A 16,806-nucleotide genomic window follows, 5' to 3' on the forward strand; every position below is an offset into this window, starting at 1 on the left:
TCTTCGACGCAATTAACGCGGCTCCTGCGGGCGATTCGGCCGCAACAGCGCTTCCTCCGCCCCCTGTGTCGCTTTCCATTTCAGATATGCTGCCCGTCAGCACACCAGAAATGTCTCCTGGCGCCGTTACTGCCAGACCAGTAAACCTGCCGGGGATGCCACCGGTATTTGTGCTTGGTGACGATCCCTCATCCCGCCGCTGGCTGCAGCAGAATGCCGCTGATCTCATGCGTATGCAGGAACCTCTTCACTGACCGGTGATGCGGGTCAGGCCGTGCTGGGTAAGGCGTTATCCGGCGGCATGCGTGAAACGATCGACTGGGTAAAAGCCCGCTACGGACAGACATTTGACGCCATTTATGTACCGCCGGGTCAGAAGGTAGCGCTGCATATCACGCGACAGCTGGCCATCGATTACGAAGAAAAAGGCCGCAAGGTTAAATATGACTTCAGCCTAGCCGGCAATGGCACAGGCATGGACTGACGGGGATTCAAATGCAAAACACCAACCTTGAGTATCGGGTGGGGTATACCCCACTCAGTGGGCGCCTGTATGCCGGTTATGTCCGGAAAGATAATGGAAAGTGGGAGGGATCTCCCCATGAGGTGACCGACTGGGCCATGTTTGCGGTTGGCCAGAAACTGGCCCGGGAAGAAACGGATATGCTGTTTCCCCTGCCTGACGGTCGGGTGATGCGTGTGTCTGCAGTCATTACAGACGCTGAAACGATGGAGGATGCGAATGCACAGCGCTAAACACCGCCTGGTGTTGCCTCTGACACTGACGCTGACGTTATTACTGGCCGGCTGCAGTACATCAAAAGACGAGATGCTGCCGCCCGGAGACAGCACCATGCTTGAGCTCTGGAATGATGGCGCCTCTGCGACACATGCAACCGGCGAAAGCCGCACCACACTGCGCCGTCCGGTTACGGACAGCGAACGCGTTATTTCTCAGCAGACGCGCGAAAGCTACAGCCGCACGCAAGAAAACGAAATTCAGCAGACGTTTCCGCGCCTGCCTAATCCCGACATGGTCATGTACGTGTTCCCGCACCTGGCCGATGGCAATACGCCGGTGCCAGGCTACAGCACCGTTTTGCCATTTTACAGCTAGGTGCAGTATGCGCTGCCTGGTGAGCGCACGGAGGATGTGTAATGGCTTTTTCTCTTTTTCGCCGTCGGGCCGAAGCGCAGGCACCGCATCAGTATGGAGATGGCCCGTTTTCCATTAACGGGCATGAACCGCTGACGCGGGAGGGGCAGCTTACCCGCCGTGATGAAGCTAAGCTGTATGATACTGCGCCTTCCATTATTGACCACATCCCGTGGGGCGAGTATCTTCCTGAGCACCAGTGCATCCTGCTTGATGACGGCGTGTCGGTCGGCGCCGTTTACGAAGTGATCTCGGTTGGGACCGAGGGACGACCTGACTCACGGCTCGATGAAATTCGTGACGTGGTGGAAAATGCCCTGCAGGACAGCCTTCCGGAGCTGGATACGCACCAGTGGGTGGTGCAGTTTTACTGCCAGGACGAGTCAGATCTGACCGTCTACATGGACGGAATCAGGGGTTATGTTAAGCCCAATGCTCAGGGGACGGCATTTACGGAAGCTTGGCTGACAGAGCAGGAGCGACATCTGCAGAACGTGGCCAGCGAAAAGGGCCTGTTTCTGGATGATGCCGTCACCGGTGCGCCTTGGCGCGGCCAGATCAGACGTACACGTATGGTGATTTACCGCTGGGTTGAATCCCCGTATCGCGACCCGATGGCGCCCGAGGTGTTGCTTAAACAGGTTTGCGATCGTCTGACCTCTGCAATGAGTGGTGCGGGTATCTAGTGCCGGCGTCAGAACGGAGAGCAGATCCACAGCTGGCTGCTGCGCTGGTTCAATCCCGATCCGAAATGGGTGGATAAAGCGACACTTTATCGTTGTGCAAAACACACTGACGATGCGCCGGGTGATTTACCTCTGCTGAACGATTTTAGTGAAAGCCTGTGGTTCACCCGCCCGCGCATCGACGGGGAAAAAGGTGTCTGGTGGTTTGATGACGTGGCGCATAAGGCTGTTCCCGTGGCGCGTCTGCGCAATGCTCCCTCAACAGGTCACCTGACGGGAGAGGTGAAACGCGGTGAACATATTAATGCCATTATGGACCTGCTGCCTGAAAGCACCTTACTCACCCTGACGCTGGTCATTCACCCTCAGGATAAGCTGGAGGAAAACTTTGCCCGCCTGAGCTGCGATTCAATGGGTGAAAACGTGGACTCCCTGCGCGCGCGCGAGGATGCCGCCACAGCCCGCACTTACCTGGGTAATAAACATAAACTGTATCGGGCTGCCATTACCCTGCTGATTAAAGCCCGGGATCTTCCATCGCTGGATAAGCGCTATCTTGATCTCAGCAGCAAGCTGCTCAACTGCGGCCTTGAGCCGGTTAACCCGGAGCATGATATCGGTCCGCTCAGCACCTACATGCGCGCATTACCCATGTGCTTTAATCCGGCACAGGACCGGCATAACTGGTATACGCGCCTGATGTTCGTGCAGCATTTTGCCTGCCTGGCACCGGTCTATGGTCGTGATACCGGCACCGGCAACCCGGGCTTCACCTTCTTTAACCGGGGCGGTGGTCCGCTCTCGGTCGATCCGCTTAACAGAAATGACCGCACGCAGAACGCACATCTTATGCTGTTTGGTCCAACCGGTGCCGGCAAGTCCGCAACCGCACTGGTCAAGCTTGCCCTGATGATGGCCATCTATCGCCCCCGTATTTTCCTGATAGAGGTAGGCAACAGCTTCGGCCTGTTTAGTGATTACTGCGCCTCTCTGAGGCCTGAGCGTACATCGGGTCAGTATCAAGCCCGGTAAAGTTATTTCTCTCGCACCGTTCGGTGACTCACATCTGCTGATGCAGGCAAAACCGGATGAACTGATCATCAGTGAAGACGCTCTTCCGGATATTGATGACGATGAAGATAAGGATGAAGAGCGGGATGTACTCGGTGAAATGGAAATTGCCGCCCGCCTGATGATCACCGGCGGAGAAGCTGCAGAAGAATCACGATTAACACGCGCAGACCGTGGCATGATCCGTGAGGCTATCATGATCGCCGCCCGCACGGCTTTTGGTGAAAGCCGGCAGATGTTGCCTGAAGACCTGATGTTTGCGTTGCAGAATATTGCCCGGGACAACAGCCAGGGTGAAAACGGCATGGAAAAGCGAACTGCGGCACGGCGTTCCCGCGCGGAAGAAATGTCCGAGGCGCTGCGGATGTTCACTGAGGGCTTCGAAGGCGAGCTTTTCAACCGTCCCGGCACCCCGTGGCCAGAAGCGGATGGTCACGATCGTTGACCTGGGTACGCTGGCCCGTGAGGGCTATGAGGCGCAGATGGCCGTTGCGGTCATTTCGCTGCTTAACTCAATCAATAATATCGCTGAGCGCGATCAGTACAGCGACAGGGATATTATTGTGCCCATCGATGAAGGACATATCGTAACGACTAATCCGTTGCTCGGGCCTTACGCGACAAAAATTGCCAAAATGTGGCGTAAGCTCGGCATTTGGCTCTGGATTTTCACCCAGAACCTCGAGGATTTCCCTGATATCGCAAAAAAATGCTGAACATGGCGGAGTGGTGGATTTGTCTGGTAATGCCTCCGCAGGAGGTCGAGCAAATTGCCCGCTTCAAGACGCTGACAGCTGAACAGCGGAAAATGCTGCTTTCAGCGACGAAGGTCCCCCGGAAATATACTGAAGGCGTCATTTTTTCAGAAAAGGTTCAGACGCTCTTTCGAGCGGTGCCCCCCAGTCTTTACCTGGCGCTGGGGATGACTGAAAAACCAGAGAAAGCCGAGAGACGACAAATCATGAACGAATTAAATTGCAGTGAACTTGAGGCTGCGTTTCACGTTGCGCGCCGGCTTGATGAAAATCGCGGACTGAGTATCTGACAGGGGAATCCATGAAAAAACTGATTATGGCATCGCCAGTGGTCGTAGCGGACAAGGCGCTGATTGCGTCTGTCATTTTTACCGTGCCACCGCAGGGGACGGCATCAATTGGTCAGTCCGACTGTGTTTCACTGGAAATACTGCAGCGCGAGATTACAAGTCGTCTTGATAAGCCGGTTCTGATTTCAGTCTTCCCTCACCGCGTTGGGCGCCGCAGCTGCGTAGCGGTACATCTGACGGATGCAGGCGGGAAAAAACTGGATATCCTCATAACGGTAACCGGTAACACGCTGTGGCCTGGTGAAACTGAGTTCGAAAGCAGTCTGCGCTGGAACATCTGCGTGCCGGATGCCACCGATATGTTATGGGTGCTGAAGGAGATCGACAGAGTTACAGACGGCGAGGTGTTCAGTTAAAACGGCCCTGCCTGTTTGTCATGCAGCGGTTTCAGGCTGTCTGACAAACAGGCAGGCTGCGGGTGCGGGCGGCATAGAGCCCGCGATTATTTTGACTCATTCGGTTTGAGCCTTTTCAAAGCTACTTTATTGACAACGCAAAAGTGTTTTTGTATTTAAATAATTGCTTGGTGTGATCTGTTTACCCGTCCAATCATTCCTCTCACACCGGGCCAAAAGCCTTATCCAGACAGATAAGGCTTTTGTTTTATCGTTACGGCAGTTCCATCTTTCCTGCATCAATATCCATCACTGAAACGGCTCTGGATCTTATCCAGACGCCGTGTTTCGCTTCTACGACCATCAGGCGTGATATTGGCCGCCATACACAGACATCGCTCTCTGCGGCAGACAATGGCCTCGCGTTCGGCATCTTCCGTAATCTGATCCATCACGGTAAGCCAGCGTCGTGCAGCGCGTCGCCATAAGCCCCGTCTTTCCAGTGATTCTGCAACAGTGTCTTTCAGTTCCATATGCCTCCACCTGCGTAACGGCTACCTCATCAGTGCCATCTATTCTTTCATAATGGTAATCACAGTTCTTTATTTCACCCAGAGTGCATTCCCAGAAAATGGACTTACGTCTACAAACAGGAGCCTATTGATGCGCTATCCCTTTGAACTCGATCCGCAGATTATTCACCACATTATTTACAGTCAGGCCGGTTCCGTCGGCAAGGCCGTCATTGAACTCATCATGAACAGCATCGATGCCGGTGCCGGCGGGGTGATTATCGACATTACCCCGGAGGGCTTCTCATGCCGGGATAATGGCCGCGGATTTACGTCATACGATGACGTTAAACGCTATTTCGGGCGTTTCAGCACGCCGCATCAGGAAGGTGATGCGAGCTACGGGCGCTTTCCTCTGGGCCGGTGCCAGATCATGGCGCACGCCCGGACACTCTGGCGCTCGCAGCGCTGGCAGATGTCGGTTGATACGCGTGAAATGGGTTATCACTATGACCTGGAACAAATTGCGGAGGCTGAGCCAGGCTGCCATATCACTGGTGAGTGGTATGAGCCGCTGACCAGTCAGGAGCGCATGTCATGCATTCAGGAAATCCGCGATCTGGTGCGCTATACACTGGTCACGGTGCACCTCAACGGCACCATCATTACCCGCCAGCCGGCACTGGAGAAGTGGGATGCGGAGGACGATGAGGCCTGGTATCGGCTCCGGGAAGACGGTGCCGTGTCGGTTTACAATGAGGGCGTTCTGGTGCGTCATAATCCGGGACACATCTGGGGCGTGGGTGGCCTTATTGTTAGTAAAAAACCCATCGCGCTTAACGTCTCGCGTACTGAAATCCTTCGCAAGACCTGCCCTGTTTGGAAAACGATTGCCGCCCGATTTGGCCAGCTTGCCACCGCCTTCTCTGACAATCAGGGGAAACATCGTAAAACGGAAGCACGTCGGGAGAAAACGGCCCGCGCATTGCTTTCCGGAGAGGGCGACCTGCAAAAGCTGATGTACGATGAAGAGGTCATCACGCTCCTGCCCGGCAAACATCACGTCACGCTTGAGCACTTCATCCGTAAGTGCCGCTATTACCCGGCGGCAACCGACAAAAACTGCTTCACCCTCGCGCGGTATGCTCGCGATGTTCCGCGCGGGGAAATCATTGCCCGGGCCGGTATCGCACCAGTGGTGCATCCTGTCACGCTGCCCGCTTCGGCTGTTACGAGCCGGAAGAGTTTATGGAATGTCTGAGTCGCGTACGCGCAAACCTGCTGGCATACCATGAACAGTCGCCCCGGCATCGGCGGTGGGGTTCCGGCTGGCAGTCTGAGCTGGTACTCATTATTGATCGCACGCAGATGGTCAGCGAGAAACAGCTTGATAAGGAAACTCGACGTGCGTGGACAGCGCTGCGCTGGTGCCTTACCCAGTATGCTGCTGTCTGCTCGGGAGGCGAAGTGGGTTATCAGTCACGTTCTTACGGGGGTAAACGCTTTCAGATCCTGCTGGGTGAGTCCACGTCGGCGGATGCATGGACGGACGGAGAGACCTACATTGCCTACAACATCGATATCGTCTGCCGGCTGAAGTCCGATGCGCTGCAGACTGCCAGTCAGCTGTTCAGCCTGACGGAGCACGAGGTGGCACACCAAGGCGACAGCCTGGACTGTGGCCACGACGAGACTTTTTATCAGCGCTTCCATGATATCAGCACCCTGTGCGCTCCCGATCGCCAGCGTTACATGCACGTCTGGCTGATGAAGTACTCAACAAGCCTGGAGGCTGAGGGTAAACGCGCAACCGGAACAGCCTGGAGAGAGCGTTATCTGACTGAACGTGCCAGCACCGGCCGTAAGAAAAAAGGACTCCCCGGCGTTATCAGTGATGCCGGAATTCGTGATGCTGTAAGCGCACAGCCGAACCCGGAAGATATGTCACGGCTTGATTTTCTTAACCAGCAGCTGACGGGCGCCGGTTCAGCGGCGCCTGTCAGGTCCGACTGGGATAGCGCGGTGGCCGCCGGCATTGAGCAGGCCCGTAAGAATCAGGCAGAACGGTTACGGGAACAGCAGGCTACGGAGGACTGGTACGCTGCAGAGGATGATGCATCCGACATTCTGACCGATGAGCAACGGGCAGCTGAAACTGAAGAGCAGATGTGGCTGGCGTCCCGTAAAACACATTACCTGTCCCTTTTACCCGACGCTACTGAGGAGGCTTTGAACGACTGGGTGGTTGAATTCCTTGCCATTGCGACCGATTCAGATGAGGAAGCACGTGCTGCCTGGGCCATGCGTGCCTAGGAAAACAGCGACCTCTGGTTTGCCAGAAATGCTCCAGCCGGCATTGAGGCGGAAGACCTCCATGAACAGGACGTTGAACACCCTCCTGAACAAAGCCTTCCTGCAGACTGGCTTCCATTTATCGTGGAGGGTAAAGTGTTCAACTAAAACTGGCCACCGCTTTAGAGTTTTTCCAGTATCGGTTTTCCGATTCGTTTGGGGGTAACCCACCGTTATAGTCATGCGGCCTTAGCGAGCTGTAATATCCGACGATATAGTCTGTGATCGCATGTGCAGCTTCGCTAAAGTTTATATAACCTGTCACTGGCACCCACTCGTTTTTCAGACTTCTGAAGAAGCGTTCCATCGGGCTGTTGTCCCAACAGTTTCCACGTCGGATCATACTCTGCCTGATCCGGCAACGCCACAGTAACTGCCTGCTTGTATAGTGGCTACCCTGGTCACTGTGGAACATCGCTCCGGCTGGTTTACCGCGAGTTTCCCACGCCATTTCCTGCGCTTTGATGGTCAGCCTGCTGTCCGGTGAGAATGACATTGCCCAGCCTACCGGTTTCCTTGCCAACAGATCGAGAACAACAGCGAGGTAAGCCCAACGCCTGCCTGTCCAGATGTACGTCACATCGCCGCACCACACCTGATTAGGCTCTGTCACTGCGAACTGTCGCTCAAGGCGATTCGGGATAACGATGTGTTCATGACCACCACGTTTATACCGGTGGGTAGCCTTTTTTAATATGTCGTTTTCCATTTCAATACGTTGTAGCTTTTTCTTCAGCTCGCGTATTTCAATCTGTTCCGGGGTTATAGGGGAGGCTTTAGGTATTTTGCCCTGTCGTTCATCCCGCAACTGTTTTCCCCATCGCGTCATGGTAGAAAGACCCACATCCATAGCATTGGCCGCAGCTGCAACGGTGTAGTTCTGATCAAGGACCAGTTGAGCGGCTTCGCGTTTAAACTCTGCGCTGAAATTTCTTTTTTTCATTATGGCACCTGTGTTGTTCTGAGGTGAGCATATCACCTCTGTTCAGGTGGCACAAATTTAGTGTGCCACTTCGAAACAGAAGTATGTGGCCATGGGTTTAGGACTATGGCACGAGGTGCGTTAGGCGAGTCTGGATTATGGACTGAGGATGCAATTGAGCGGCAAATGAGTCATTCAGAGCGAAATAATGTACGTGCGGCGTATATCCATACTTCTGAACATCTAGACGAAAGACGATTAATGATTCAGTGGTGGGCTGACTACTTATATTCAAATGAGACAGGTTTTCTTTCTCCTTCTGAATTTGCTAGGGAATATAACCTTTAATAAAAATTCATGGCAGTAAATAATTGTCAGCTTCTAGAGGAGAGTATTGCCCGCAAGGCGTGAGCAATATCTCTATTTTTATTATTCATTGTAGCCATTTTCGGATGAAATGTCCTCATTCAATAAGTGGTTTCTAGCAACATATAACGGAAAGAATTGAATGATATAAAATATATACATTCTCCATTGAAAGATAACGAAAGCAGTTGTTAGCGATAATAATGCTAATAAATTTGTGGTTGAAAAATTAAAGGACCACAAGATACAAATCAGAAGGGACATGCAAAGCTCAGATGTTATGGCTTTCATCCTTAATTCGATCTTTTTTATTTCTATTTTTTTGTCAATTTCTTTAACGATAAAAAATCATACGCATCATTTCTTCGGATTTTTTCATATTTTTTTATTATCGTGGCAGTATAGTCACTAAAATCGTGCAGGTTTGTTAATTTAATAACAGATAAATTATTTATTTTTTTATATGATACATTTAAAAGATAAACAATTACCAATGCCAGCAAAAGCTGGATTATCGTTAGTTTTGATAAAAGCCCACCTTGGAAGTCGAGTACATTTTTGATTGAAGTTTCCGATAGAATCGCATAAATGTTATCGCTACTTACCTCATAATTTAACATGAAAAATATTACCATAAATAGCGTGAGGAATCTATGCAGCGGATACTTTTATGTCAAATCCTCAATATACTTTTCTTGAATAGATTTTGCTAACTCATCCATTAATACACCTGTATAAAATATACGTCTCCCGATGAAGGATCGAATGCACCACAATCAATATATGGTGCCCCTAAGAAAGAAATTTCTTCTTCTTTTTGGAAGTAGGAAATAACTTCTTGAAAATCCTCTTTTGAAGCAAATCTTAACGTACTCATTGAACCATTAAACATATTCATCATTTTAGCAGAAAGATGGTACATATCCATCTCAGAAATTCTTGCATGATAGATAACTGGATCACCAAGTTTCTTGTGAGTTACTACACGGTGGAAATCATTAGCTTTCTTCCTGTTGAACTCATAAGTTTGAGTTGAATCAGAGGTGAGTGATATTTCCAATGTGCTATCATCTGAATGCTGAGAACGAATGATCGCTAGCATTTGATCAATCTCTCTTACAATGGCCCTGTCACCATATCTTCTAGTCACAGCCTGGTCTGGACGCTCAAGCAGTTGCTGATAATCTTTTGGCTCAAGTTGGTTCCCTGAAAGTTGAGCCCTTTTTGTTTCGAGGTCTTTACTAATATTTCCGGCATTATCTAAACCACCGTTCTCAGCTTCTTGTAGAACATTATGAATTGCAGATGATACACGTTTAATAACCTTTTTTGTTATTTCTCTATCTGATATGAAATCAATGATATATCCGCCTTCGCGTGGCTGCTGTACGAGGAGCTCAACATCTTTATAATAATCATGGTGCATTTTGGCATATTTCCAAAGGTTACCATGTTTTTGATATCGAGATAGGCTCTGTCTAAAGAACTCTGCAAGTGTCCCAAGCTTTTAGACAGTGTTCTTAATGAAATCTGATGATCTCCAGCAATTTTCCCATCGAAATGCAGTTCTACTGTGGCCACGGTTGCTAGCTCCATCTACGTTATACAGTAACAATAAAATGAGTTGATATATGAAACAGATAAGTACTATTGACATTTTGTATCAAAATTTTTGTCTTAGCGAAATATTTATATTGCTAATGTTTAGATGGTCATCATCACTTTACACCCTGAGTTAGAAAGGTGAGATATGCTCTCCCCCGTTGCGCGCGCTCGTACCTCCGCCACGCCTGCCCGCTTTATGCAGTGGTTTTCATGCGCCTGCATGAATGGCGCCGCGCCGCACCTGGCATGGCCTGAACGGGCATAAGCGGGGTGCAAAAACTCATGCGTTTTCATGCAGCATAGACATGCACTCGTGAGCAGGGAGGCCAGCTAGGAAAAAGAGGCGTGAAAAAACCGGCGCAGTGGCCGGCTCAGGTAAGGGGCGGAAGGTTTCAGGCAGGTGACTGCTGCCGGCTGGACAGTTTACTGGCAGAACCGTAGCGACCCAGCGTCTGCGGCTGGCGCGCCGCGCTCAGCACTTCCGGCTTGGGTTCCGGCCCGACAGGCTTCTGCGGCTTCACGATGATTTTCTCAACGCTCTCCAGCGCGGTGAACGTGCAGGAGCAGTCAAGGTTGATGCACTGATACCAGGTGCGCTTGACGGTCGCAGACTCGTAGGCGCAGGTGCGGGTGTGTGCGGTGGTGCCGCACTCCGGGCATTTCAGGGCCATTACGCACTCTCCTGCGGCTGCCGGCTAAGGCGCTGCGCAAAGCGCTGGTGCTGTGCGGGCGTGTAGCTGCCCTGACAGTCGCGCAGCATCCCGGCTTCCGGAGACAGGCCCGTTTCGGCCAGCGCGTCCTGATAAGCCACCCCTAACGCCGGTCGTGCCCGCTGCACCTCCCGGGCCACGGCGCTGCGCAGCAGCCGGGCGGCTACCTCCAGCCCGCCGGGGCCGTTCAGGAACGGGGTCAGCGCCGAGGTCAGCGCCGGGCCGTGCTCGCGCATGAAGGCGCTGAGCGCGTCCTCCGTGCAGGCTTCCAGCACAATCCGCTGCGCATACACTCCCTCGCGGGCGGCGCAGTTAATCTGCCAGTCCAGCACCGCGATGCGCTCGCGCAGCGCCGGCACCCGTTCACTGTAATCAGCCTGCTTTTCACCGGCCGACAAGCAGGGCGCTGAGCGCCGTTTCCGCGTCCTGACGCGCGGCCAGGTGCGCCTGCCACCGGCTGCGGGCGGCGCGGAACTGGTCCAGCGCCTGCGCGGGTGTGGTTGCAACGGTCATTATGCCTGCTCCTTCTGCGCCATTTTGCGGCGGACCAGCATTCTGTGACGCGCTGCGGGAGAGGGACTTTTTCTGAAGTCATCGTGCGCCCCGCGCGCCGGGAAGATGCCCGCCAGCTTGAACACGGCGTCTTCCGCCGGCAGGGCGTCTCGCATCAGCGCCGGGTCGGTGATGTGGCGTGTGATAAAATTTTTCAACACCGTTTCCGGGTCGTTAACGGCGTGCACCGTGCCGGTTCCGTCGCTGGCCTGACGCCCCAGCGTGATTTTCAGCAGGCTCAGCGTCTGAATCAACTGCCGGCCGTGCGCCTCCATAAACGCCTGCCAGAGCTGCATGGCGCGAAGATTCACCAGGTCATTGTGGGCGCTGATGTAGTCTCTGGCGAGGTCGGCCGTCTCCCACGGCAGGCGCTCATTTTCCTGCGCCAGCAGGGCGTCGAACTCCTCCAGCGCCTCGCGGTCCAGCGCCACCTCTGCGCGCAGCTTCTTCATCTCCGGCGTCATTACGCCGCCGCTCTCGCGGAACAGCCGGCGCCATTCGTCGTTCTGTGCGGCCGCGTTCGCCTCGGTTTCGGCGCGGCGCTGGCGGATGGTGTCACCCTGTAAGGTGGCGACTTCCTGTTTACTGCGTGCATCAAGCCATGCGGCCTTTACTTAAGAGAAAAAGATAGTAAATACAGTAAATTAAGGGGTGAAGAATCAGATAATGATTGTTCACCCGCTGCTCACCATTCTTCACCTGCCTGATTCTGGCGACTCAGAATGATTAACGCTTATTGCTATTAATAAGTCATTTTTAATAGCCTAAGGCTATATAAAGCCGGGGCCGGCACTATCCGGTATTACTCGTTGCTACTCGTTAAGAGTGGTTAACACTGTGCGAAATTCAGACAGATTGTGTCAGCCACAGCACGCGGGCGCGTTGTTGCGCTGGCCGTAAATATGCTGAAAATAAAGCGCTACCCGACGCTGTACGTAACCCTGCGGCACTTAATGGACTCAGAAAGAGGTAGCTTATGCACACGGCTTTATCCGCGCACTCATCCGCCCCGGCAGCCCCCGCTATGCCGGCTGTGACCCCGGTTCAGGAGCGCTTTATGCGCCTGCCGGAGGTTATTCACGTCTGCGGCCTGTCCCGCTCGACCATTTACGACCTCATCAGCCGCAGCGCCTTCCCGGCGCAGGTATCGCTCGGCGGCAAGAACGTGGCGTGGATGGCAAGCGAGGTCAGCGCCTGGATGAACGAACGCATCGCCGCGCGCGGTCAGGAGCGTGCAGCATGATCCGGCTGAACATTGGCGGCACGTCGCACGACCTGTCCGTGGAGGACGCAAAGCAGCTGGCGCTGGCCATTGCCGCTGAGGTGGACATGCCGGGCCAGCCGCAGCGCTTTCGCGGTGCGGGAATCGCCTTCAGCATTGAGCGCAGCAGCGCGGTATCCGCAGACCCGCAGTCTCCTTCCCGCGCCGGCATCACCCTCACGAACTGCTGAGGTGAGTATGCCGCTCTCTTCCCTCACTCCCGGCTTGCGCGCCGGGGGCTTTCCCTGGTACAGTAACTTCGCTGCCGCAAAACCGGCAGCCGGGCGTAGGAACCCGAGCGAAACAAAGGTGACACCAGACGCGCCATGCGTCTTTTTTTGTGTCTGTGCCCTGATGCACCCATTTTTCGGGCGGCGGTTCTGTTTCCGCTGCGCCTTCTGCGTAATGGTGGCCCGGGCGGGGCAGCCTTCGGGCTGGCCGGTTTCCTTTGTTGCCGGTATTCCTACCCCTGTCCGGGTTACCACCCAAGAGCGTAGGAACTCCGGTGGTAGCTGTAACAAGCTAACAAAGGAGACTGCCCCCATGGCTACCGTCCTTCATTCCCCGCATCCTCAGTTTGTCTTTGTGTTCGCCGCCGTGCGCTGCTGTGAACGCCACAGCAGCGTGCTGATGCTTCGCGCTACCGCCGCAGACGAGCGCGCCGCGCGCCGGCTGCTTGCCCGCGACTACGTGCTGTCTTTTGCCTGCCGCCTGCCGGTGAAGGAGGTGCGCGCATGAGCCCCATTACGATTTCCGACGACGACCTGATGCGCCTGGAGCACCTGCGCAACGCCGGGCGCTTCGTGTCCGACATGACCCTGCTTCAGGACTGCCATGAAGCGCCGCCGCCCGCGCAGCGCGCGCAGCTGGCCTCGCTGGTCTTCCTCATCACCGAGCAGCTCGACGGCGTGATCGCCCGCTGCCACGACAGCCTGATGAACGACGGAGTGACATCATGAAAGTCCGCACGCTTTCCTCCGACCTCCGCGCCGCGCTGAGCTGCCGCGCGGTCGCCTGCGCCTGGCTCACCCTGTGCCGCGAGCAGCAGCGCTACCCCGGCCTGACCCTGGCGCGCCTTGAGCACGCCATTGAGAGCGAGCTGGAGGGGTTCTATCTTCGCCAGCACGGCCGCCGGCGCGGGCAGGAGATTGCCTGCGCCCTGCTGGACGACCTGCTGGCCACCGGGCCGCTGAAGTCAGCCCCGTGCCTGAGCTTTTTAGGCCAGGTGGTGATGGACGAGCTGAGCGGGCGCATTCACGACGCGCGGCCGCTGCACTGAGGGACAACCGAATGAAAATGACCGTATCAGACGCGGCGAAGGCCGCGCGGGGCCTGTGGCCCCGTATCCTGCCCGCGCTGGGCGTGAAGGTGACAAAAAACCGCCACATGCCGTGCCCGGTGTGCGGCGGAACAGACCGCTTCCGCTTTGACGACCAGGAGGGGCGGGGCACCTGGTTCTGCAACCAGTGCGGAGCCGGCGACGGCATGGACCTTGTACAAAAGGCGCTGGGCGTCAGACTGACCGGGGCCGCCGAACGCGTGAACGCCCTGACCGGCAATCTGCCGCCGGCGGATGAGTCCGCTAACTTTGTCGCTGAGGCCGGGGATAACGACGTCGCCCGCGCCGCCGCCGCGACGCTCGCGCAGCAGCTGGTCAGCGCCGCGCAGGAGATCAGCGGTAATGCTTACCTGTCGCGCAGGGGCTGGCCGGAGCAGCGCAGCCTGACGCTCGCGAAGCCGCAGAGCGACCTTATCGTGCTGCTGCAGGACATGGCCGGCGCGCTGGTCAACGTGCAGCTGATTAACGCGGAGGGCGTCAAGCGCACTCTGAAGGGCGGACAGGTAAAGGGCGCGTGCCACGTGCTCAGCAGCGCCGGCAATAATGCAAAGCGCATCTGGCTGGCCGAGGGCTTTGCCACCGGCCTGACGGTGCACAACCTGACCGGTGACGAGGTGTGGGTTGCGCTGTCGTCCGCGAACCTTCTTTCCCTGGCCGGCCTCGCCCGCGAAAAGCGCCCGTCGCTGCCGCTGGTGATTGCCGCCGACCGCGACCTGAGCGGCGACGACCAGCGTAAAGCAGCACAGGCCGCCGCAGCCTGTAACGGAGCCGTGGCCCTGCCGCCGGTGTTCGGCGACTGGAACGACGCGTATACGCAGCATGGTGAAGACGCGACCCGGCTGGCGCTGACGGAGGCCGCTGTGCCGCCCGCTGCAAGCCCCTTTGACGTCATGAGCGAGGCGGAGTTTTCGGCCATGAGCGCCAGCGAAAAGTCGGAGCGCGTGGCGGAACACTACCGCAGCAATCTGGCCGTGGACGCCAGCGGGGAAATTCTCTGCCGCTACGAGGCCGGGGCGTGAAAAGTGATTTCCGGCAACCAGTTCGGGCGCGACGTGGCGAAGCTGTTTCAGCGCCTGCGCGCGCCGTTTTCGGCGGGCAAGGTGGCGGGCGTGGTGGACACGCTGAAGCTGATGCTGCCGCAGCAGGCCGCGCCGCAGCGCCAGCTTATCGGCTTTCGCAACGGCGTGCTCGACACCCGCACCGGCACCTTCAGCCCGCACCGCCGGGAAAACTGGCTGCGCACCGTCAGCGACGTGGACTACACCCGCCCGGTGGCGGGCGAGACGCTGGAGCGCCACGCGCCGCACTTCTGGCAGTGGCTGGACCGCGCCGCCGGACGCTGCGCGGAGAAGCGCGACATCATTGTGGCCGCGCTGTTTATGGTGCTGGCGAACCGCTACGACTGGCAGCTGTTTCTGGAGGTCACCGGCCCCGGCGGCAGCGGCAAGAGCATCATGGCGGAAATAGCCACCATGCTGGTCGGGCCGGACAACGCCGTGTCGGCCACCATTGAAACGCTGGAATCCTCGCGCGAGCGCGCGTCCGTTATCGACTATTCGCTCATCCGCCTGCCCGACCAGGAGAAGTGGAGCGGCGACGGCGCGGGCATCAAGGCGATTACCGGCGGCGACGCGGTGTCCGTTGACCCGAAGTATAAGGACGCCTACTTGACGCACATCCCGGCTGTGATTCTGGCCGTGAACAAAATAACCCGATGCGCTTCACCGACCGCAGCGGGGGCGTCTCGCGCCGGCGGGTTATCCTGCACTTCCCGAAAATCATCCCGGCAGGCGAGCGCGACCCGCAGCTGAAGGAGAAGATACAGGCGGAGCTGGCCGTTATTGTCCGCCAGCTGATGCAGCGGTTCAGCCAGCCGCAGGACGCCCGCGCGCTGCTTCAGTCGCAGCAGAACTCCGGGGAGGCGATGCTCATCAAGCGCGACGCCGATCCGATGGTGGACTTCTGCGGCTACCTGTTTGCGACCGCTGAGCCGACCGGCCTGCATATGGGCAACGCCAACATCCAGTCGCTGCAGCCGAAGCGCTACCTCTATCACGCCTATCTGGCCTACATGGAGGCGAACGGCTACCGCAACCCGCTGAGCATGAAGTCGTTCAGCCAGGCGCTGGAGAGCATCCTGCGCGAGTACGGGCTGAACTACCTGAAGCGTCGCACGAAGTCCGGGATACAGACCAACCTCGACCTGACCGATGAAAGCAGCAGTGACTGGCTGCCAAAGTGCGATGATCCCATAGCGATATGACTAACCAGAACCGGCGAAAGCCGGTTTCTTTTTGCTGTTCAGTCACGCTGCTTAGACAGCTTATGAAGGCGAAGTGCTACCGGAATAAGTAATGCAAAAAATACCAGAACGCCGAGACTGAGCATTGGTTCAGCAGGCAATCGGAAAGCGAGCGCGATAATTTCACTGCCCCCCCCTACACACACAAAAAGCAGAATGAAAACGATGAGCAGTGAGTTCAGTTCAAATAGTCTGTCCTTCAGCTTCATGGCAGTACCACCTTAATTGCAGAGTTTCTTATGTTTAGGAAGGGTATGTTTATTTTTTTAGCCTACTATCAGCTGGATGGCAATAATAAAACTTAACGCTTGCTAACATATGAGAGTTCTTTCTGGCCTGCATTTACGCTTGTAAGATACCGCCTTTTCTTGTACTAACAAACATCTCGGGCGCACTTGATGAGTCTTTTTGGGGTGCATTTTAGGAATAGGGCTGTGCATAAAACCATCTTGAATAAAAGGTTGAAACATTAAAATCATCATCTTATAGTCGCTGCATCTAATACCTGAGTGAAATGCTCAGGTATTAGATA

At 55.5% G+C, this 16,806-nt stretch carries 14 protein-coding genes and 7 pseudogenes; 14 read left to right on the forward strand and 7 right to left on the reverse strand.

The genetic code is table 11. From position 1 onward, the window contains the following. Positions 1-11 precede the first annotated feature (11 nt). The 6 genes and pseudogenes from AC6I8M_RS17625 (at position 12) to AC6I8M_RS17650 (ending at position 4,374) form a co-directional block, all read left to right on the forward strand. Positions 12-254 carry a DUF2859 domain-containing protein gene (locus AC6I8M_RS17625; protein ID WP_498013829.1) on the forward strand — a complete coding sequence of 81 codons (243 nt, stop codon included), beginning with the start codon at positions 12-14 and terminating at the stop codon, positions 252-254. After that, a pseudogene (locus AC6I8M_RS17630) lies at positions 233-484 on the forward strand (TIGR03752 family integrating conjugative element protein); the annotation flags it as partial. The gene AC6I8M_RS17625 and the pseudogene AC6I8M_RS17630, both read left to right, overlap by 22 nt. An 11-nt stretch (positions 485-495) precedes the next feature. After that, positions 496-756, forward strand: coding sequence for a DUF7446 family protein (locus AC6I8M_RS17635; protein ID WP_010616745.1), 261 nt, complete (start codon positions 496-498; stop codon positions 754-756). Next, a complete protein-coding gene (locus AC6I8M_RS17640; RefSeq protein WP_010616746.1) occupies positions 743-1,117 on the forward strand; it encodes a TIGR03751 family conjugal transfer lipoprotein in 375 nt (124 codons plus the stop codon). The genes AC6I8M_RS17635 and AC6I8M_RS17640 overlap by 14 nt, the downstream gene beginning before the upstream one ends. 41 nt (positions 1,118-1,158) lie before the next feature. Beyond that, positions 1,159-3,958 (forward strand): annotated as a pseudogene (locus AC6I8M_RS17645) (conjugative transfer ATPase). An 11-nt stretch (positions 3,959-3,969) separates the two neighbouring features. Further along, positions 3,970-4,374 carry a hypothetical protein gene (locus tag AC6I8M_RS17650; RefSeq protein ID WP_010616747.1) on the forward strand — a complete coding sequence of 135 codons (405 nt, stop codon included), beginning with the start codon at positions 3,970-3,972 and terminating at the stop codon, positions 4,372-4,374. 278 nt (positions 4,375-4,652) lie between these two features. Here AC6I8M_RS17650 and AC6I8M_RS17655 read toward each other — a convergent pair whose 3' ends face one another. Next, positions 4,653-4,886: a PerC family transcriptional regulator gene (locus AC6I8M_RS17655; protein ID WP_022548721.1), complete on the reverse strand. Its 234-nt coding sequence runs from the start codon at positions 4,884-4,886 to the stop codon at positions 4,653-4,655. 130 nt (positions 4,887-5,016) lie between these two features. Between AC6I8M_RS17655 and AC6I8M_RS17660 the strand changes: the two are divergent. Then, positions 5,017-7,325 (forward strand): annotated as a pseudogene (locus AC6I8M_RS17660) (ATP-binding protein). Here AC6I8M_RS17660 and AC6I8M_RS17665 read toward each other — a convergent pair. After that, positions 7,318-8,160 (reverse strand): IS3 family transposase, encoded by an 843-nt coding sequence (locus tag AC6I8M_RS17665; protein ID WP_022537112.1) that lies wholly within the window; start codon positions 8,158-8,160, stop codon positions 7,318-7,320. The pseudogene AC6I8M_RS17660 and the gene AC6I8M_RS17665 overlap by 8 nt on opposite strands. A 72-nt stretch (positions 8,161-8,232) precedes the next feature. On the opposite strand from AC6I8M_RS17665, the pseudogene AC6I8M_RS17670 reads away from it, so the two are divergent. Next, a pseudogene (locus AC6I8M_RS17670) lies at positions 8,233-8,487 on the forward strand (tyrosine-type recombinase/integrase); the annotation flags it as partial. 739 nt (positions 8,488-9,226) lie between these two features. Here AC6I8M_RS17670 and AC6I8M_RS17675 read toward each other — a convergent pair. The 4 genes and pseudogenes from AC6I8M_RS17675 to AC6I8M_RS17690 form a co-directional block, all read right to left on the reverse strand. Beyond that, positions 9,227-9,931: a hypothetical protein gene (locus AC6I8M_RS17675; RefSeq protein WP_498013542.1), complete on the reverse strand. Its 705-nt coding sequence runs from the start codon at positions 9,929-9,931 to the stop codon at positions 9,227-9,229. Positions 9,932-10,502: 571 nt separating this feature from the next. Continuing rightward, positions 10,503-10,781 (reverse strand): ogr/Delta-like zinc finger family protein, encoded by a 279-nt coding sequence (locus AC6I8M_RS17680; protein ID WP_010617766.1) that lies wholly within the window; start codon positions 10,779-10,781, stop codon positions 10,503-10,505. Then, a pseudogene (locus tag AC6I8M_RS17685) lies at positions 10,781-11,333 on the reverse strand (phage polarity suppression protein). The gene AC6I8M_RS17680 and the pseudogene AC6I8M_RS17685 overlap by 1 nt, the downstream one beginning before the upstream one ends. After that, a pseudogene (locus AC6I8M_RS17690) lies at positions 11,333-11,971 on the reverse strand (phage polarity suppression protein); the annotation flags it as partial. The pseudogenes AC6I8M_RS17690 and AC6I8M_RS17685, both read right to left, overlap by 1 nt. A gap of 377 nt (positions 11,972-12,348) precedes the next feature. Here AC6I8M_RS17690 and AC6I8M_RS17695 point away from each other — a divergent pair. From AC6I8M_RS17695 to AC6I8M_RS17720, 6 genes and pseudogenes are all read left to right on the forward strand, one after another. Next, on the forward strand, positions 12,349-12,615 hold the full coding sequence (locus AC6I8M_RS17695; RefSeq protein WP_041387261.1) for a helix-turn-helix transcriptional regulator: 267 nt from the start codon (positions 12,349-12,351) through the stop codon (positions 12,613-12,615). After that, complete coding sequence (locus AC6I8M_RS17700; protein WP_010617770.1) at positions 12,612-12,824, forward strand: hypothetical protein; 213 nt, start codon at positions 12,612-12,614, stop codon at positions 12,822-12,824. Before AC6I8M_RS17695 ends, AC6I8M_RS17700 begins: the two co-directional genes overlap by 4 nt. Positions 12,825-12,831: 7 nt before the next feature. Beyond that, complete coding sequence (locus AC6I8M_RS17705) at positions 12,832-13,371, forward strand: host cell division inhibitor Icd-like protein (RefSeq protein ID WP_498013543.1); 540 nt, start codon at positions 12,832-12,834, stop codon at positions 13,369-13,371. Then, complete coding sequence (locus AC6I8M_RS17710) at positions 13,368-13,592, forward strand: hypothetical protein (RefSeq protein ID WP_010617772.1); 225 nt, start codon at positions 13,368-13,370, stop codon at positions 13,590-13,592. The genes AC6I8M_RS17705 and AC6I8M_RS17710 overlap by 4 nt, the downstream gene beginning before the upstream one ends. Further along, positions 13,589-13,912 (forward strand): DUF5375 domain-containing protein, encoded by a 324-nt coding sequence (locus tag AC6I8M_RS17715; protein WP_010617773.1) that lies wholly within the window; start codon positions 13,589-13,591, stop codon positions 13,910-13,912. The genes AC6I8M_RS17710 and AC6I8M_RS17715 overlap by 4 nt, the downstream gene beginning before the upstream one ends. A gap of 11 nt (positions 13,913-13,923) precedes the next feature. Further along, positions 13,924-16,235 (forward strand): annotated as a pseudogene (locus tag AC6I8M_RS17720) (phage/plasmid primase, P4 family). Between the two features lie 38 nt (positions 16,236-16,273). Here the strand turns inward: AC6I8M_RS17720 and AC6I8M_RS17725 are convergent. Continuing rightward, on the reverse strand, positions 16,274-16,483 hold the full coding sequence (locus tag AC6I8M_RS17725; protein WP_010617774.1) for a hypothetical protein: 210 nt from the start codon (positions 16,481-16,483) through the stop codon (positions 16,274-16,276). Positions 16,484-16,806: the final 323 nt, after the last annotated feature.

It is taken from the genome of Type-A symbiont of Plautia stali (genome assembly GCF_059731155.1).

Bases quoted from the DNA above. Each gene is read 5' to 3' on its own strand.
- AC6I8M_RS17700 (WP_010617770.1), top strand. From the start codon at position 12,612: ATGATCCGGCTGAACATTGGCGGCACGTCGCACGACCTGTCCGTGGAG.
- AC6I8M_RS17710 (WP_010617772.1), top strand. From the start codon at position 13,368: ATGAGCCCCATTACGATTTCCGACGACGACCTGATGCGCCTGGAGCAC.
- AC6I8M_RS17635 (WP_010616745.1), top strand. From the start codon at position 496: ATGCAAAACACCAACCTTGAGTATCGGGTGGGGTATACCCCACTCAGT.
- AC6I8M_RS17695 (WP_041387261.1), top strand. From the start codon at position 12,349: ATGCACACGGCTTTATCCGCGCACTCATCCGCCCCGGCAGCCCCCGCT.
- AC6I8M_RS17640 (WP_010616746.1), top strand. From the start codon at position 743: ATGCACAGCGCTAAACACCGCCTGGTGTTGCCTCTGACACTGACGCTG.
- AC6I8M_RS17680 (WP_010617766.1), bottom strand. From the start codon at position 10,781: ATGGCCCTGAAATGCCCGGAGTGCGGCACCACCGCACACACCCGCACC.
- AC6I8M_RS17675 (WP_498013542.1), bottom strand. From the start codon at position 9,931: ATGCACCATGATTATTATAAAGATGTTGAGCTCCTCGTACAGCAGCCA.
- AC6I8M_RS17725 (WP_010617774.1), bottom strand. From the start codon at position 16,483: ATGAAGCTGAAGGACAGACTATTTGAACTGAACTCACTGCTCATCGTT.
- AC6I8M_RS17655 (WP_022548721.1), bottom strand. From the start codon at position 4,886: ATGGAACTGAAAGACACTGTTGCAGAATCACTGGAAAGACGGGGCTTA.
- AC6I8M_RS17650 (WP_010616747.1), top strand. From the start codon at position 3,970: ATGAAAAAACTGATTATGGCATCGCCAGTGGTCGTAGCGGACAAGGCG.
- AC6I8M_RS17705 (WP_498013543.1), top strand. From the start codon at position 12,832: ATGCCGCTCTCTTCCCTCACTCCCGGCTTGCGCGCCGGGGGCTTTCCC.
- AC6I8M_RS17715 (WP_010617773.1), top strand. From the start codon at position 13,589: ATGAAAGTCCGCACGCTTTCCTCCGACCTCCGCGCCGCGCTGAGCTGC.
- AC6I8M_RS17665 (WP_022537112.1), bottom strand. From the start codon at position 8,160: ATGAAAAAAAGAAATTTCAGCGCAGAGTTTAAACGCGAAGCCGCTCAA.